This is a genomic window from Burkholderia sp. 22PA0099, assembly GCF_047497165.1.
Taxonomy (GTDB): domain Bacteria; phylum Pseudomonadota; class Gammaproteobacteria; order Burkholderiales; family Burkholderiaceae; genus Burkholderia.
Window position 1 is genome coordinate 930,660 of record NZ_CP163165.1, and the last position, 15,438, is coordinate 946,097.

15 protein-coding genes are annotated in these 15,438 nt (G+C 68.8%); 9 read left to right on the forward strand and 6 right to left on the reverse strand.

Annotated features, from left to right (window positions below):
- The first annotated feature begins 13 nt into the window (after positions 1-13).
- Positions 14-871, forward strand: a complete 858-nt coding sequence (gene fghA, locus AB4851_RS19445; protein WP_414451111.1) for an S-formylglutathione hydrolase — start codon at positions 14-16, stop codon at positions 869-871.
- 135 nt (positions 872-1,006) lie between these two features.
- Here the strand turns inward: fghA and AB4851_RS19450 are convergent, their stop codons facing one another.
- Genes AB4851_RS19450 through AB4851_RS19465 form a run of 4 tightly spaced genes read right to left on the reverse strand, consistent with a single transcriptional unit; the run spans position 1,007 to position 4,148 of the window.
- Entirely contained in the window at positions 1,007-1,801 is a 795-nt protein-coding gene (locus AB4851_RS19450) for a metal ABC transporter permease (RefSeq protein ID WP_414442956.1), read from the reverse strand.
- Positions 1,794-2,690, reverse strand: a complete 897-nt coding sequence (locus AB4851_RS19455) for an ABC transporter ATP-binding protein (protein ID WP_414451112.1) — start codon at positions 2,688-2,690, stop codon at positions 1,794-1,796. The genes AB4851_RS19450 and AB4851_RS19455 overlap by 8 nt, the downstream gene beginning before the upstream one ends.
- A gap of 4 nt (positions 2,691-2,694) precedes the next feature.
- Positions 2,695-3,618: a metal ABC transporter solute-binding protein, Zn/Mn family gene (locus AB4851_RS19460; RefSeq protein WP_414451113.1), complete on the reverse strand. Its 924-nt coding sequence runs from the start codon at positions 3,616-3,618 to the stop codon at positions 2,695-2,697.
- A 59-nt stretch (positions 3,619-3,677) separates the two neighbouring features.
- Positions 3,678-4,148: a Fur family transcriptional regulator gene (locus AB4851_RS19465; RefSeq protein WP_414442953.1), complete on the reverse strand. Its 471-nt coding sequence runs from the start codon at positions 4,146-4,148 to the stop codon at positions 3,678-3,680.
- A 243-nt stretch (positions 4,149-4,391) separates the two neighbouring features.
- On the opposite strand from AB4851_RS19465, the gene AB4851_RS19470 reads away from it, so the two are divergent.
- From AB4851_RS19470 to AB4851_RS19505, 8 genes are all read left to right on the forward strand, one after another.
- Positions 4,392-5,168, forward strand: a complete 777-nt coding sequence (locus AB4851_RS19470) for an L-iditol 2-dehydrogenase (protein ID WP_414451114.1) — start codon at positions 4,392-4,394, stop codon at positions 5,166-5,168.
- 4 nt (positions 5,169-5,172) lie between these two features.
- A complete protein-coding gene (locus tag AB4851_RS19475) occupies positions 5,173-6,129 on the forward strand; it encodes a sugar kinase (protein WP_414451115.1) in 957 nt (318 codons plus the stop codon).
- A complete protein-coding gene (locus tag AB4851_RS19480) occupies positions 6,117-7,472 on the forward strand; it encodes a D-tagatose-bisphosphate aldolase, class II, non-catalytic subunit (protein WP_414451116.1) in 1,356 nt (451 codons plus the stop codon). The genes AB4851_RS19475 and AB4851_RS19480 overlap by 13 nt, the downstream gene beginning before the upstream one ends.
- 70 nt (positions 7,473-7,542) lie before the next feature.
- Positions 7,543-8,871 (forward strand): ABC transporter substrate-binding protein, encoded by a 1,329-nt coding sequence (locus tag AB4851_RS19485; protein ID WP_414442949.1) that lies wholly within the window; start codon positions 7,543-7,545, stop codon positions 8,869-8,871.
- Positions 8,872-8,978: 107 nt separating this feature from the next.
- On the forward strand, positions 8,979-9,923 hold the full coding sequence (locus AB4851_RS19490) for a carbohydrate ABC transporter permease (RefSeq protein WP_414451117.1): 945 nt from the start codon (positions 8,979-8,981) through the stop codon (positions 9,921-9,923).
- A complete protein-coding gene (locus AB4851_RS19495) occupies positions 9,920-10,789 on the forward strand; it encodes a carbohydrate ABC transporter permease (RefSeq protein ID WP_414442947.1) in 870 nt (289 codons plus the stop codon). Before AB4851_RS19490 ends, AB4851_RS19495 begins: the two co-directional genes overlap by 4 nt.
- Positions 10,786-11,502, forward strand: a complete 717-nt coding sequence (locus AB4851_RS19500) for an HAD family hydrolase (RefSeq protein ID WP_414451118.1) — start codon at positions 10,786-10,788, stop codon at positions 11,500-11,502. Before AB4851_RS19495 ends, AB4851_RS19500 begins: the two co-directional genes overlap by 4 nt.
- 88 nt (positions 11,503-11,590) lie before the next feature.
- The gene (locus AB4851_RS19505; RefSeq protein ID WP_414451119.1) at positions 11,591-12,703 is read left to right on the forward strand and encodes an ABC transporter ATP-binding protein; all 1,113 of its coding nucleotides are present in this window, start codon (positions 11,591-11,593) and stop codon (positions 12,701-12,703) included.
- Positions 12,704-12,921: 218 nt separating this feature from the next.
- On the opposite strand, the gene AB4851_RS19510 is transcribed toward AB4851_RS19505, so the two are convergent.
- Together AB4851_RS19510 and xylB are read right to left on the reverse strand one after the other, a co-directional pair.
- On the reverse strand, positions 12,922-13,869 hold the full coding sequence (locus AB4851_RS19510) for a sugar-binding transcriptional regulator (protein WP_414451120.1): 948 nt from the start codon (positions 13,867-13,869) through the stop codon (positions 12,922-12,924).
- Positions 13,870-13,930: 61 nt separating this feature from the next.
- Positions 13,931-15,412: a xylulokinase gene (xylB, locus tag AB4851_RS19515; RefSeq protein ID WP_414451121.1), complete on the reverse strand. Its 1,482-nt coding sequence runs from the start codon at positions 15,410-15,412 to the stop codon at positions 13,931-13,933.
- Positions 15,413-15,438 lie beyond the last annotated feature (26 nt).

Consider the following 15,438-nt stretch of genomic DNA (forward strand, 5'->3'; position numbering starts at 1 on the left):
CGAGGCCGAGACCATGTTCGAGATCGTTTCGTCGCATGCCGCCTTCGGCGGCGAGCAGCGCTTCTATCGCCACGATTCCTCCACCATCGGCCTGCCGATGAAGTTCTCGGTGTACCTGCCGCCGTCGGCGGTGCACGACGAGACGCGCGTGCCGGCGCTGTTCTTCCTCGCGGGCCTGACCTGCACCGAGGAAACCTTCATGATCAAGGCCGGCGCGCAGCGCTTCGCGGCCGAGCACGGCATCGCGCTGATCACGCCCGATACCAGCCCGCGCGGTGCGGGCGTGCCGGGCGAGGCCGATGCGTGGGATTTCGGCGTGGGCGCGAGTTTCTATCTCGACGCCACCGCCGAGCCGTGGGCCAGGCATTACCGGATGGAGAGCTACATCGTCGACGAGTTGCGCGCGCTGGTGCTCGGCGCGCTGCCGATCGACGGCACGCGGCTCGGCATCTTCGGCCATTCGATGGGCGGCCACGGCGCGCTGACGCTGGCGCTGCGCCATCCGGGCGTGTGGCGTTCGGTGTCGGCGTTCGCGCCGATCGTCGCGCCGACGCGCTGCCCGTGGGGCGAGAAGGCGTTCGCCGGTTATCTCGGCGACGATCGCGAGGCGTGGAAGGAGCACGACGCCACCGAGCTGGTCGCGCGCCGCGATGCGCCGCGCTACGCCGACGGCATCCTGATCGATCAGGGCCTGGCCGATCAGTTCCTCGCCAAGCAGCTCAATCCGGATCTGTTCGAGGCGGCCTGCCGCGAGGCCGATCAGCCGGTCACGCTGCGCAGCCACGAAGGCTACGATCACGGCTACTACTTCATCTCGACGTTCATCGCCGATCACATCGCGCATCACGCGAAGACGCTGCTGGCCGAATAAGCTAAATCAGCCGGTACGCAGAAAGGACAAAGCCCGCGGCACGAGCGATCGTGCCGCGGGCTTTTTCATGCACCGCGCGGCGAGGGCGGCGCGGGATTCAGGCGTTCAGTTCAGTGCGGCTGCCGGCTGGCCGCGTCACGCGACGGCGCGATGCCGTCCGGCCAGGCTCGCCGCATAGGCCAGCGCCGACAGCGCCGTGATCCAGAAGCTGGTCGGCCAGTCGGTGTAGTAGGCCAGCGTCACGCCGAACCACGCTTCGCCGAGCGCGAACAGCGCCGCGAGCGCGACGCCGGTGGACAGCCGCGTGCTGAGGTTCTGCGCGGCGGCGGCCGGGCCGACCAGCAGCGTGAACACCAGCAGCACGCCGACGATCTGCGTGCAGGCCGCGACGGCCAGCGCGCAGATCGCCAGGAACAGCACCGACACGAGCCGCAGCGACACGCCCTTGGCTTCGGCCAGCTCGGGCTGCAGCGAGGCGAACACCAGCGGGCGCAGGATCGCGGCCAGCGCGATCAGGCTGACCGCGCCGATGCCGGCCAGCACCATCAGCGTGCCGTGGCTCACGCCGAGCACGTTGCCGAACAGCAGTGCCGTGACCTGGGTGGCGTAGCTCGTATAGAAATGCAGGAACAGCAGCCCCGCGCCGAGCGCGAGCGACAGCGTCACGCCGATCGCCACGTCGCGGCCCGCGAGCCGCTCGCCGAGCGCGCCCATCGCGATGCCGGCCGCGAGCGTGAAGCCCACCATGCCCCAGATCGGCGACACGCCGAGCAGCACCGCGCCGGTCGCACCGGTGAAGCCGACGTGCGAGAGCGCGTGGCCGGCGAAGGTCTGCCCGCGCATCACGAGGAAATAGCCCACCACGCCGGCCAGCACCGCGACGATGCCCGACGCGATGAACGCGTTGACCATGAATTCGTATTCAAACATCGTGCTGGTGTCCGCCGTGCGAGTGACCGGGGTGGCTGGAGTGGCCGTGGCCGCCATGCGAGTGCGAATGACCGTGCCCGCCGTCGTCCTCGTGTTCGTGATCGTGTTTTTCCACTTCGACATCGCCCGACATCACGAAGATGCGGCCGTTCACGCGCATCACGTCGATCGGCGAGCCGTACAGGCGCGACAGCACCGGCTTGGTGATCACTTCGTCCACCGTGCCGAGCGCGGCCGTGCCGTTGCCGAGATAGAGCACGCGGTCGAGCGCGTTGAGCAGCGGATTCAGTTCGTGCGCGGAGAACAGCACGGTAATGCCGAGCTCCTGCTGCACGCGTCGCACCAGCTCGACCACGCCGCGCTGATGGTGCGGGTCGAGGCTGATCAGCGGCTCGTCGAGCAGCAGCAGCTTTGGTGAGCCGAGCAGGCATTGCGCGAGCAGCAGGCGTTGGCGTTCGCCGCCCGACAGCTCGAACAGCGGGCGCCGGGCCAGCGCCGTGGCGCCCACCAGTTCGAGCACGCGCGCGACGTCGGCGCGGGTTTCGCGGTTGACGCTCGGCAGGCCCCAGCGATGGCCGTCGGCCGCCATCGCGACGAAATCGTAGCCGCGCACGCGGCGCCCGGCCAGCGCGCTGCGGATCTGCGGCATGTAGCCGATGGCGGGATTGCCGCGCGCCACCGGCGCGCCGGCCACCGAGATGGCGCCCTGCGCGGCCGGCACGAGGCCGAGCACGGCGCGCATCAGGGTGGTCTTGCCGGCGCCGTTCGGACCGAGCACGCCGACGAATTCGCCGGCGTCCAGGGTCAGGCTCACGTCGCGCAGGATCGTGCGTCCGCCCAGTTCGAGCGTGACGCGATCGAGTGCGAGCGCGGGTTGGGATGCGGTCATGGAATCAATGTTTGGCCAGCGCGGCGCTCAGCGCATCGAGCTGCGTGAGCATCCACTGCTGGAAGTTCTTGCCGGCCGGTTCCGTCTCGGTGACGCTGAAGGTGGGCACCGAGGCGTCCTTCGCGATCTTCAGCATCCGCTTCGTCATCGGCTCCTCGGCCTGGCTGTTGTAGATGAGCGCCTTCACCTTGCGGTTGCGCAGGTCGCTCTCGAACGCGGCGATGTCCGACGCGCTGGCTTCCGTGTCGTTCATGGTGGCGAGCTGGAAGCTCAGGTTGCGCATCTCGAGGCCGATCGCATCCGACATGTAGCCGAACACCGGCTCGGTGGCCGTGACCGGCACGCCCTTGTACTGCGCGCGCAGCGCGGCGACCTTCGCGTCGATCGGCTTGAGCGAGGCGAGGAAGCCGGCGAGGTTCGCGTCGTACTGGGCCTTGTGGGCCGGATCGGCTTCGGACAGCGCCGCGCCGATCGCCTTCGCGGCAGCCGGCATGGTGGCGGGATCGTACCAGAGATGCGGGTTGTCGCCGGGCTTCTTGCCGACCAGATCGGCCACCACGATGGCCTTGCGCGTGGCGTTCTTCGAGGCGGACAGCAGCTTGCCCATCCACGGGTCGTAATCGGCGCCGTTGTAGACCACCAGGTTCGCGTGCTGGAGTGCGCGCGCGGTTTTCGGGCTGGCTTCGAACAGGTGCGGGTCCTGATCGGGATTGCTGAGGATGCTGGACACGGCGACGTTCGCTCCGCCGATCTGCTTGACCACGTCGCCGTAGAAATTCTCGGCGGCCACCACCTGCACCTTGGCGGTCTGGGCGAGGGCCGGCACGGCCGGTGCGGCGAGCGAGAGCGCGGCGCAGCCGGCGGCGAGCCAGCGGGTCAGACGGAAACGGGCGCGCAGCGGCGCGCGCGACGAGGCGGCGAAGGTCATGCTTGGTCCTTGACGGGATGGGCAAACCGCACGCCCGGACGGGCGCGCGGCGGGGCGGGTCACGCGTGGGGCGTGCCCTTCGGATGGGTCTTGCATTCGCCGCACAGGCCGGTCAGCTCGACCACCTGGCGATGCATCTCGAAGCCGTGAGCCGATTCGCAGGACGAGAGCTGGTGCGCCAGGTCGGCGCCCGGAATCTCGACCGTGTCGCCGCACGAGTCGCAGATCAGGAACTGGCCTTGATGGGGCGGTCCGATCTCGCAGCAGGCGAGGAAGGCATTCTTCGATTCGATGCGATGGATGAAACCGTGCTCGACAAGAAAGTCGAGCGCGCGATAGACGGTGGTGGGCGGCATCCGGCCGCGCTCGGGCGCCAGTTCGCCGATCAGGTCGTAGGCGCCGATCGGCCGCTGGGCGGCCAGCACCTTTTCATACACCTGGCGGCGCAACGGGGTCCACGTCAGCCCGTGTTCGGCGGCAAACGCATCGGCGCGGGCGAGGCGGGCTTGCAGGGGTGAGGTCGAGGCCATGGCAGGGCACCAGTCGGGACGATGAAAAGCGAATGATATAACGTATCTCGCGAATCTGCATGAAGTGCGGCAACAAGCGGCTGCGCGCGATGCGGCAGCGCATCATCGAAAGCGGCGTTTTCGCCTTGACAGCACCGGCCCGGTATCCGATTATTCGATCGCAATCTGAGCAAATGATCATTCGGTGGGCGTTAGCTCGCTGAATGCCAAATGAAACGACGAATAACGATATCGGAGACACTCGTGAGATTGCAGGACAAGGTCGCGATTTTGACGGGCGCCGCGAGCGGCATCGGCGAGGCAGTCGCCCAGCGCTATCTGGACGAGGGCGCACGTTGCCTGCTCGTCGACCTGAAGCCGGCGAGCGGTTCGCTCGCGGCGTTGATCGAGGCGCATCCCGAGCGCGCCGTCGCCATCACGGCCGACGTGACGCAGCGCGAGGACATCGCGCGGATCGTCGCCAGCGCCGTGGAGCGCTTCGGCGGTGTCGACATCCTGTTCAACAACGCGGCGCTGTTCGACATGCGCCCGCTGCTCGACGAATCCTGGGACGTGTACGACCGCGTGTTCGCGGTCAACGTGAAGGGCCTGTTCTTCCTGATGCAGGCCGTGGCGCAGCGGATGGTGGAGCAGGGCCGCGGCGGCAAGATCGTCAACATGTCGTCGCAGGCGGGCCGCCGTGGCGAGGCACTCGTTTCGCACTACTGCGCAAGCAAGGCGGCCGTGCTCAGTTACACACAATCGGCCGCGCTGGCGCTCGCGCCGCACCGGATCAACGTCAACGGCATCGCGCCGGGCGTGGTGGATACCCCGATGTGGGAGCAGGTCGATGCGCTGTTCGCGCGCTACGAAAATCGTCCGCTCGGCGAGAAGAAGCGCCTGGTGGGCGAGGCGGTGCCGCTCGGCCGCATGGGCCTGCCCGCCGACCTGACCGGCGCGGCGCTGTTCCTCGCGTCGGCCGATGCCGATTACATCACCGCCCAGACGCTCAATGTCGACGGCGGCAACTGGATGAGCTGACGCCATGGCCGAGATCGTCGTCGCCGGCGAGCTGCTCGCCGAATTCGTGGCCCTGAAGCGCGGCCAGGGTTTTGCGGAGCCCGGTGAGTTCGTCGGCCCGTTCCCGAGCGGCGCGCCGGCCATCTTCGCCGATCAGGCGGCCCGGCTCGGCGCCTCGGTGGCCTACGCGGGCTGCGTGGGGCGCGACGCGTTCGGCGATGCGATCGTCGCGCGGCTCGAATCGCACGGCGTCGAATCGCGCGCGATCCGGCGCGTGGCGCGGCCCACCGGCCTGGCGTTCGTCGCCTATCGCGACGATGGCAGCCGCCAGTTCGTCTACAGCATCGACGGCAGCGCCTCGGCCATGCTCGAGGCCGCCGACGTGACGGCCGAGATGTTCGAGGGCTGCCGCTATTACCACGTGATGGGCTCGTCGCTGACCAGCGAGAACGCGATCGCCGCGATCAAGCACGGCGTGATCGAGGCGGCGCGGGTAGGCGCGAAGATCTCGTTCGATCCGAACGTGCGCCCCGAAATGCTGTCGTTCAAGCCGATGCGCGCCGCGCTCGAAGCCTTGCTCGATGCCTGCCACCTGTTCCTGCCGAGCGAAGCCGACCTGCCGTTCTTCTGCGGCCCGCAGGCGCCCGAGCGCGCGATCGCCGGACTGCTCGCCACGCGGCCGCTGCTGGAGCGCGTGGTGCTCAAGCGTGGCGCGGCCGGCAGCACCTCGTATGACCGCCAGGGGCAGATCGAAGTGGGCGGCTACGACACCACCGAGGTCGATCCGACCGGCGCCGGCGATTGTTTCGGCGGCACGCTGGTGGCGAGCCTGATCCAGGGCTGGCCGATCGACGCGGCGCTGTCGCGCGCCAACGCGGCCGGTGCGCTGGCGGTGGCCAAGGTCGGCCCGATGGAGGGCAACAGCTCGCCTGCCGACATCGTCGCGTTCCTGACCCAGCGAGGTGTCGCATGTCCGGCCTGAGCTCCGTGGCGACACCGCGCGCGACCGCCGATGCGGGCCGCACGCTCGGCGCGATCTTCGACGCGAACCGCGCGGGCGCGGTGCGCGGCATCTATTCGGTCTGCAGCGCCCATACGCTGGTGCTCGAGGCGGCGTTCGAGGCCGCGCGCGACGACGGCTCGCCGCTGCTGATCGAGGCCACCTGCAACCAGGTCAATCATCACGGCGGCTACACCGGCCTCACGCCGGCCGATTTCCGCCGCGAGGTCGAGGCGCTGGCGCGGCGCACCGGCTTCCCCGTCGAGCGGCTCGTGCTCGGCGGCGATCACCTCGGCCCGAACCCGTGGCGGCACCTGCACGCGAAAGACGCGATGCAGGAAGCCGCGACCATGGTGGCCGGCTACGTGGCCGCCGGTTTCACGAAGATCCATCTCGACGCCAGCATGGCCTGCGCCGACGACGTCGCGCCGCTGTCCGACACCGTGGTGGCCGAGCGCGCCGCGCGCTTGTGCGCCGCCGCCGAGGCCGCGGCCGAAGCGGCCGGCACCGCGCCGGTGTACGTGGTGGGCACCGAAGTGCCGGTGCCGGGCGGCGAAACCGCCGGCGAGGGCGATGCCGCCGCCGGCCCGATGTCGCACATCAAGGTGACGCGCGCCGACGCCGTACGCGTGACGCTCGACGCCCATCGCGACGCGTTCGCGCGCTACGGGCTCGACGCCGCGTGGTCGCGCACGGTGGCGGTGGTCGCGCAGCCGGGCGTGGATTTCGACGATCGCCAGGTGCTCGACTACGCGCCGACGAAAGCGGCCGAGCTGGCCGCCAGCATTCTCGACACGCCGCGCTTCGTGTTCGAGGCGCATTCCACCGATTACCAGACCGAGGCCGCGCTCGCGGCGCTGGTGCGCGATCACTTCGCGATCCTGAAGGTCGGCCCGGGCCTCACGTTCGCATTGCGCGAGGCGCTGTTCGCGTTGTCGTACATCGAGGACGCGCTGGTGAACGATACTGCCCGCTCGCGGTTGCGCGACGTGGTGGACGACGCGATGCGCGCACGCCCCGAACACTGGGCGCCGTACTACCGTGGCGACGAAGCCGCGCAGCGCCTCGCGCGCCAGTTCAGCTACAGCGACCGGATCCGCTATTACTGGCTGCAGCCCGCCGTGGCCGCCGCGGTGGAGCGCCTGTTCGCGAACCTCGCGCGGCACGCGCCGCCCGAGACGCTGGTGGCGCAATGGCTGCCGGATGTCTACGAGGCGCGCCGTTCGCACGCGCTCGGCGACGATGCCGCCGCCTGGGTCCGATTCCGGATCCGCCAGACGATTGCCCGCTACGCTCGCGCGTGCGGGATGCAGCAAGACGGGTGAGGCCACGCGCCTGCTCGATCGACGACAGACCGTAGACGACAATCGATAACACAGACACAGGAGACATGCCATGCAAGGACAGACGCTCATCGCCGCCGCCGTGCGACTTCTCGCCGGCGCCGCGCTCGCCTCGTCGGCGCTCGCCGCGCAGGCGGCGACGCTGACCATCGCGACGCTGAACAACCCCGACATGATCGAGTTGAAGAAGCTGTCGCCGGCGTTCGAGAAAGCGAACCCCGACATCAAGCTCAACTGGGTGATCCTCGAAGAGAACGTGCTGCGTCAGCGCGCGACCACCGACATCACCACCGGCAGCGGCCAGTTCGACGTGATGGCGATCGGCACCTACGAGGCGCCGCAATGGGGCAAGCGCGGCTGGCTCTCGCCGATGACGGGCCTGGCCGCCGACTACGATCTGAACGACGTGGTGAAGACGGCGCGCGATTCGCTGTCGTACAACGGCCAGCTCTACGCGCTGCCGTTCTACGTCGAAAGCTCGATGACCTACTACCGCAAGGATCTGTTCGCGGCCAAGGGCCTCAAGATGCCCGACCAGCCGACCTACGACCAGATCGAGCAGTTCGCCGACAAGCTGACCGACAAGGCCAACGGCACCTACGGCATCTGCCTGCGCGGCAAGGCCGGCTGGGGCGAGAACATGGCCTACGTGTCGACGCTCGTGAACACCTACGGCGGCCGCTGGTTCGACGAGAACTGGAACGCGCAGATCACCTCGCCGGAATGGAAGAAGGCGATCACGTTCTACGTGAACCTGCTGAAGAAGGACGGCCCTCCGGGCGCCAGCTCGAACGGCTTCAACGAGAACCTGACGCTGACCGCCTCGGGCAAGTGCGCGATGTGGATCGACGCGACGGTCGCGGCCGGCATGCTCTACAACAAGCAGCAGTCGCAGGTGGCCGACAAGATCGGCTTCGCGGCCGCGCCGGTGGCCGTCACGCCGAAGGGCTCGCACTGGCTGTGGGCCTGGGCGCTGGCGATCCCGAAGACGTCGAAGCAACAGGACGCCGCCAAGAAGTTCATCACCTGGGCGACCTCGAAGCAGTACGTGGAAGCGGTGGGCAAGGACGAAGGCTGGGCCTCGGTGCCGCCGGGCACGCGTCAGTCGACCTACGCACGCCCCGAGTACAAGGCCGCCGCGCCGTTCTCGGATTTCGTGCTGAAGGCGATCGAGACGGCCGACGTCAACGATCCGTCGCTGAAGAAGGTGCCGTACACGGGCGTGCAATACGTCGGGATTCCTGAATTCCAGTCGTTCGGCACGGTGGTGGGCCAGTCGATCGCGGGTGCGGTGGCGGGCCAGATGACGGTCGATCAGGCGCTGGCTGCCGGCCAGGCCGCCGCCGACCGCGCGGTGCGTCAGGCCGGCCTGAAGAAGTAAGGCCGCCTCGCTGCCGTCATGCGCGATCCGGCCGCGGCCGGATCGCAACGCTGCGGCGCGCGCCGGGCCTCGCCCGGCCGCCCGCACGAGATTCGAGAGGTCCGAGCATGCGACACCTACGTCTTCCCTTTCATTCCACGGCGCCCATGACCGATACGTCTCCCGCTTCCTCCGAGTCCGCGCGCGGCAAGCCCGCCCGCTGGCTCGTCACGCCGTCGGTGGCGGTGCTGCTGCTGTGGATGTCGATTCCGCTGGCGATGACGATCTGGTATTCGTTCACGCGCTACAACCTGCTGAACCCCGATGAAAAGGGTTTCGCCGGCCTCGACAACTACCATTACCTCGCCACCGATCCGTCGTTCCTGCCGGCGATCTGGCACACGCTGGTGCTGATCGTGGCGGTGCTGGCGATCACGGTGATCGGCGGCGTGCTGATGGCCGTGCTGTTCGACCGCAAGTTCTACGGGCAGGGCATCGCGCGCCTGCTCGCCATCGCGCCGTTCTTCGTGATGCCGACCGTCTCGGCGCTGATCTGGAAGAACATGATCCTGAACCCGGTGTACGGGCTGATCGCGCACGTGATGCGCGCGTTCGGCATGGCGCCGATCGACTGGTTCGCCGAGTACCCGCTGGCCGCCGTGGTGATGATCGTCGCGTGGCAATGGCTGCCGTTCGCATTCCTGATCCTGTTCACGGCGATCCAGTCGCTCGACCAGGAACAGAAGGAAGCCGCGCGCATCGACGGCGCCGGCCCGATCGCGATGTTCTTCTACATCACGCTGCCGCACCTGAAGCGCGCGATCGCCGTAGTGGTGATGATGGAAACCATCTTCCTGCTGTCGATCTTCGCCGAAATCTACACGACGACGGGCGGTGGCCCGGGCAACGCCACCACCAACCTGTCCTACCTGATCTATGCGCTGGGCCTGCAGCAGTTCGACGTCGGTCTCGCTTCCGCCGGCGGCATTCTGGCCGTGGTGCTGGCGAACGTGGTGTCGTTCTTCCTGGTGCGGATGCTCGCCAAGAACCTCAAAGGGGAGTACGAAGCATGAGCGACCTGAGCGTAACCCAAGCCGCGGCGGCCGCGCCGCGCAAGACCGGCGGCGGTCTCGACAAGCTCGGCCGCGCGATTCCCGGCGTGCTGGCCTGGCTGATCGCGCTGCTGCTGTTCTTCCCGATCTTCTGGATGGCGATCACCGCGTTCAAGACCGAGCAGCAGGCGTATTCGATGTCGCTGATCTTCACGCCGACGCTCGACAGCTTCCGCGAGGTGTTCGCGCGCAGCAACTACTTCGGCTTCGCCTGGAACTCGATCCTGGTGTCGGTGGGCGTGACCGTGTTGTGCCTGCTGCTGGCGGTGCCGGCGGCCTATGCGATGGCGTTCTTCCCGACCAAGCGCACGCAGAAGGTTCTGCTGTGGATGCTGTCGACCAAGATGATGCCGTCGGTGGGCGTGCTGGTGCCGATCTACCTGCTCTGGAAAAACTCGGGACTCCTCGATACCGTCAGCGGCCTGGTGATCGTCTACACGCTGATCAATCTGCCGATCGCGGTGTGGATGACGTTCACGTATTTCGCCGAGATTCCGCGCGACATCCTCGAAGCGGGCCGTATCGACGGCGCCACCACCTGGCAGGAGATCGTCTACCTGCTGATGCCGATGTCGCTGCCGGGCCTGGCGTCCACCTCGCTGCTGCTGGTGATCCTGTCGTGGAACGAGGCGTTCTGGAGCATCAACCTGACCAGCTCCAACGCCGCGCCGCTGACCGTGTTCATCGCGTCGTACTCCAGCCCCGAAGGCCTGTTCTGGGCCAAGCTGTCGGCGGCCTCGTTGCTGGCGGTCGCGCCGATCCTGATCGTCGGCTGGCTGTCGCAGAAGCAACTGGTGCGCGGCCTCACGTTCGGGGCGGTCAAATGAGCGTGCCGACCCACATGAACGGAACCGGCGGCCGCGACCGCCTGCTGATCTGCGATTGCGACGGTGTCCTGATCGACAGCGAAGCGGTGGCGGCCGGCGTGCTGGTGCGCGAGCTGGAAGCGCGCTGGCCCGGCGTCGAGGTGCGGCCGATCGTGATGCCGCTGCTCGGCCTGCGCACCGAGCGCGTGCTCGAAAGCGCGGCCGCGCAGGCCGGGCGCACGCTCGACGCGAACGAGGTGGCGGCGATCCGCACGGCCGTCGAGCGCGCCGCGGTGCTGGCGCCGGCGGTGGACGGCATCGACGCCGCGCTCGACGCCATCGCGCTGCCGATCGCCTGCGCGAGCAACAGCAACCGCGCCTACGTGGAAGCGGCGCTCACGCGCACCGGCCTGAAGCGGCACTTCGGCGAGCGGCTGTTCTGCGCCGACAGCGTCGAGCGGCCGAAGCCCGCGCCGGACGTCTATCTGGCCGCCGCGCACACGCTCGGCTTCGCGCCGGCGCACTGCCTGGTGGTGGAGGACAGCGCCACGGGCATCACGGCCGCGGCCGCGGCCGGCATGACGGTGATCGGCTTCATCGGCGGCGGGCACGCCTCGTCGTCGCAGGTCGATGCGTTGCGCGCGATCGGCGCGCGCCACGTGTTCGACCGCATGGATGCGCTGCCGGAGCTGGTCGCGCAATGGATCGCGACGGGCACCGTGCCGGCGCAATGAATGCAGGGACGTGCGCGGGCGACACCGCCGCGCACGTCGAACCGGCCGCACCGCTCACGGGCGGCCGTCAATGGAGCGGAGACAAATCATGGCAAGCGTGCTTCTGCGCAATATCGGCAAGCGCTACGACGAGAACGAAGTGCTGAGCAATGTGAACCTCGACATCGCCGATGGCGAGTTCGTGGTGTTCGTCGGCCCGAGCGGCTGCGGCAAATCCACGCTGATGCGGATGATCGCGGGGCTGGAGGATATTTCCGGCGGCGACCTGATGATCGACGGCGTGCGCGTGAACGAGATGCCCAGCGCCAAGCGCGGCATCGCGATGGTGTTCCAGTCCTACGCGCTCTATCCGCACATGACGCTGTACGACAACATGGCGTTCGGCCTGAAGCTGGCCGGCGCGAAGAAGCCCGAGATCGATGCGGCCGTGCGCAACGCGGCGAAGATCCTGCACATCGATCACCTGCTGGAGCGCAAGCCCAAGCAACTGTCGGGCGGCCAGCGCCAGCGCGTCGCGATCGGCCGCGCGATCACGCGCAAGCCGAAGGTGTTCCTGTTCGACGAACCGCTGTCGAACCTCGATGCCGCGCTGCGCGTGAAGATGCGCCTCGAATTCGCGCGCCTGCACGACGAGCTGAAGACCACCATGATCTACGTGACTCACGATCAGGTCGAGGCGATGACGCTGGCCGACAAGATCGTGGTGCTGTCGGGCGGCAACGTGCAGCAGGTCGGCAGCCCGAACACGCTGTATCACGCGCCGGCCAACCGCTTCGTGGCGGGCTTCATCGGCTCGCCGAAGATGAACTTCCTCGAAGGCGTGGCGCAGGCAGTGTCGGCCGACGAAGTGACGGTGCGCTTCGAATCGGGCGAGACGCAGCGCGCGGCGGTGCGCACCGGCACGCTGAAGACGGGCGACAAGGTCACGGTCGGCATTCGCCCCGAGCATCTGCAGGTCGGCGTGGCCGAGGGCGCGGGCGTGGCGGTCAAGACCATGGCCGTGGAGTCGCTCGGCGATTCGGCCTACCTGTATGCCGAATCGGCGGTCGCGCCGGACGGCATGATCGCGCGCATTCCGCCGCTCGAAACGCATCGTCCGGGCACGATCCTGCGCGTGCAGACCGCGCCCGAGCATTGCCATCTGTTCGACGCGCAAGGGCTGGCGTTCGAGCGCTGTTCGCCGCACGCGAAGGCCGCGTAATACTCGGTGAGTGGCGAGGCCGGGGTTCCGGTTCCGTCATGCCAACGACAGGGCCGCGCGAGGGTTGCGCGGCCCTGTCGTTGGTGCGGCCTGTCGGGCGTGGGGGTGGGCATGAGCGAGCGCACATGAAGAAACGGCGGCCACGTCGATGACGTGTGCCGCCGTTCTCGTCAGTGCCGCCGGTGCTTCGAACCGGCCGTGGCCGCCATCGGCCCGATTCAGTCCGCCAGCGCCGCCCGCGCGCAGCTTTCGTCGGTCACGATGCCCGACAGCCAGCCGCCGCGCAGCGCGGCCAGCACCGCCGCCTGCTTGCGCGGGCCGCCCGCGAAACCGATGGTCGGCCGGCGCGGCGGCGCGTCGAGCGGCACGCTCGTCACGCGCGCGGTGGACGGCGTGATGACGCGCGCGCCGCGCGCATCCATCGGCAGCCCGACCATCTCGGCCACCGAGCCGTATTCCATCATCTCGTTCAGCTCGTCGGCCGTGATGAAGCCGTCGACGTGCAGCGGACAATCGACGCCCACGTTGCCGATCCCGACGAAGGCCACGTCGGCGTCGGCCGTCAGTTGCTCGACGATCCGGTACAGCCGGTGATTGCACCACTGCGCGCGCTCGGCCTCGTTGTCGGCGATCAGCGGCGCGGGCAGCAGGAAGTGCTTGCCGCCGGTCTTCTCGGAGATGTGCTGCGCGACGTCGTACGGGTTCGACGAGCCGTCCTGCGCGATCGCGCCGACCATCGACACGAGCCGGTGCTGCGGCCGCTCGATCTGCGCGATCTGCGCCACGGCCGCCTTCAGCGTACGGCCGCTGCTGACCGCGATCACCATCGGCCGTTCCTCGTTGATGTAGCGCTCCATGACCTGCGCGCCGGCCACGGCCAGCTTGCGGTCGATCGAATCGGGCGTGTCCGCGTCGATCGGCACCACCTCGCAGAGCGACAGGCCGTAGCGCTTCGACAATTGCGCGGCCAGATCGAGGCAGTCGGCCACGCGGTGATCGACGCGCACGCGGATCAGGTTCTTCTCGACCGCGAACGCCACCAGCCGCTGCGCGACCGGCCGCGACACCTGCAACTTCTCGGCGATCTCGTTCTGCGTGTCGCCGGCCACGTAGTAGAGCCATGCGGCACGCGTGGCGAGATCGAGTTTTTCGGATGACTTGGACACGGTGCGAGGTCGCTCGGAACGGGGGCGGGCGGAAAAGGTAGCGATCCTATCGCAATCGGCGTCAGGCGAGACGCGGGCGCGACGGTTCGAACAGCGGCCGGACGTGGCGGTACAGCGCGCGGTAGGTCTCGAGCCGCTCGCGCAGCCGCGCGTGGCGGGCCGCATCGGGGGCGTACTCGGCCGACAGCGGCGGCTTGGTCAGCACTTGCGACGGATCGCCGCCGTCCGCCAGCCAGCCCAGCCGCGCCGCGCCGAGCGCCGCGCCGGTCGCACCGCCGCCGAGCTGGTGGGTGCGCACGTCGAGCGCGTCGGCCACCAGTTGCGCCCAGTACGCGCTGCGCGCGCCGCCGCCGATCAGCGCCAGCGAGCCGGTTTCGGAGCCGGCCGCCACCAGCGCGTCGTGGCCGTCGGCGATCGCCAGCGTCACGCCTTCGAGCACCGCGTAGCCGAGCCGCGCGCGGTCGGTGCCGTGCGTCATGCCGTAGAACACGCCCTGCGCGTACGGATCGTTGTGCGGCGTGCGCTCGCCCGACAGGTAGGGCAGGAAGATCGGCGCGTCGGCCAGTTCGGCCGGATCGAGCGCGGCCACCTCGGCGATCAGCGTGGGCTCGTCGGTCGAGGTCAGCTTGCAGACCCAGCGCAGGCAACTGGCGGCCGACAGCACCACGCTCATCTGTTGCCAGCGGTTCGGGATCGCGTGGCAGAACGCGTGCACGGCGCGTTCGGGATAGGGCATGAAGCGGTCGCCGACGATGCTGAGCACGCCCGAGGTGCCGAGCGAGACGAAGCCGTCGCCGGGCTGGGTCGCGCCGATGCCGAGCGCGCTGGTGGCGTTGTCGCCGCCGCCGCCCGCCACCACGATGCCGTCCTTCAAACCCAGTTCACGCGCGACGTCGCCGCGCAGCGTGCCCGATGGCGCGTTGCCCTCGATCACGCGCGGCATCTGATCGCGCGTCATGCCGCCGGCCTCCAGCAGCGTGTCGGACCAGTCGCGGCGCGCCACGTCGAGCCACAGCGTGCCGGCCGCGTCCGACGGGTCGGACACGCGGTTGCCGGTCAGCCGCAGCCGCAGGTAATCCTTCGGCAGCAGCACGCAGGCGATGCGGCGGAACACGTCCGGTTCGTGACGGGCTACCCACATCAGCTTCGGCGCCGTGAAACCGGGCATCGCGAGGTTGCCGGCGAGCCGGTGCAAGTCGGGCGCGCGTTCGGTCAGCGCGGTGCATTCCTCGTCGCTGCGCATGTCGTTCCACAGGATCGCGGGCCGCAGCACGCGATCCTCGCGATCGAGCAGCACCGCGCCGTGCATCTGGCCCGACAGGCCGATGCCGCGCACCTGCGCGTACTCGGATGGGTGACGCTCGCGCAGCGCGGCCAGCGCCGCGCAGGTGCCGTCCCACCAATCCTCGGGCTGTTGCTCGGCCCAGCGCGGATGCGCGCGCGTGACGGTAAACGGCGTACCCGCCGTGCCGACGACGGTGCCGTCGGGGGAAAGCAGCAGCACCTTGACTTCCGAGGTGCCGAGATCGATGCCGAGATACATGATGGGCGGAAGCAGTCCGTCGTCAG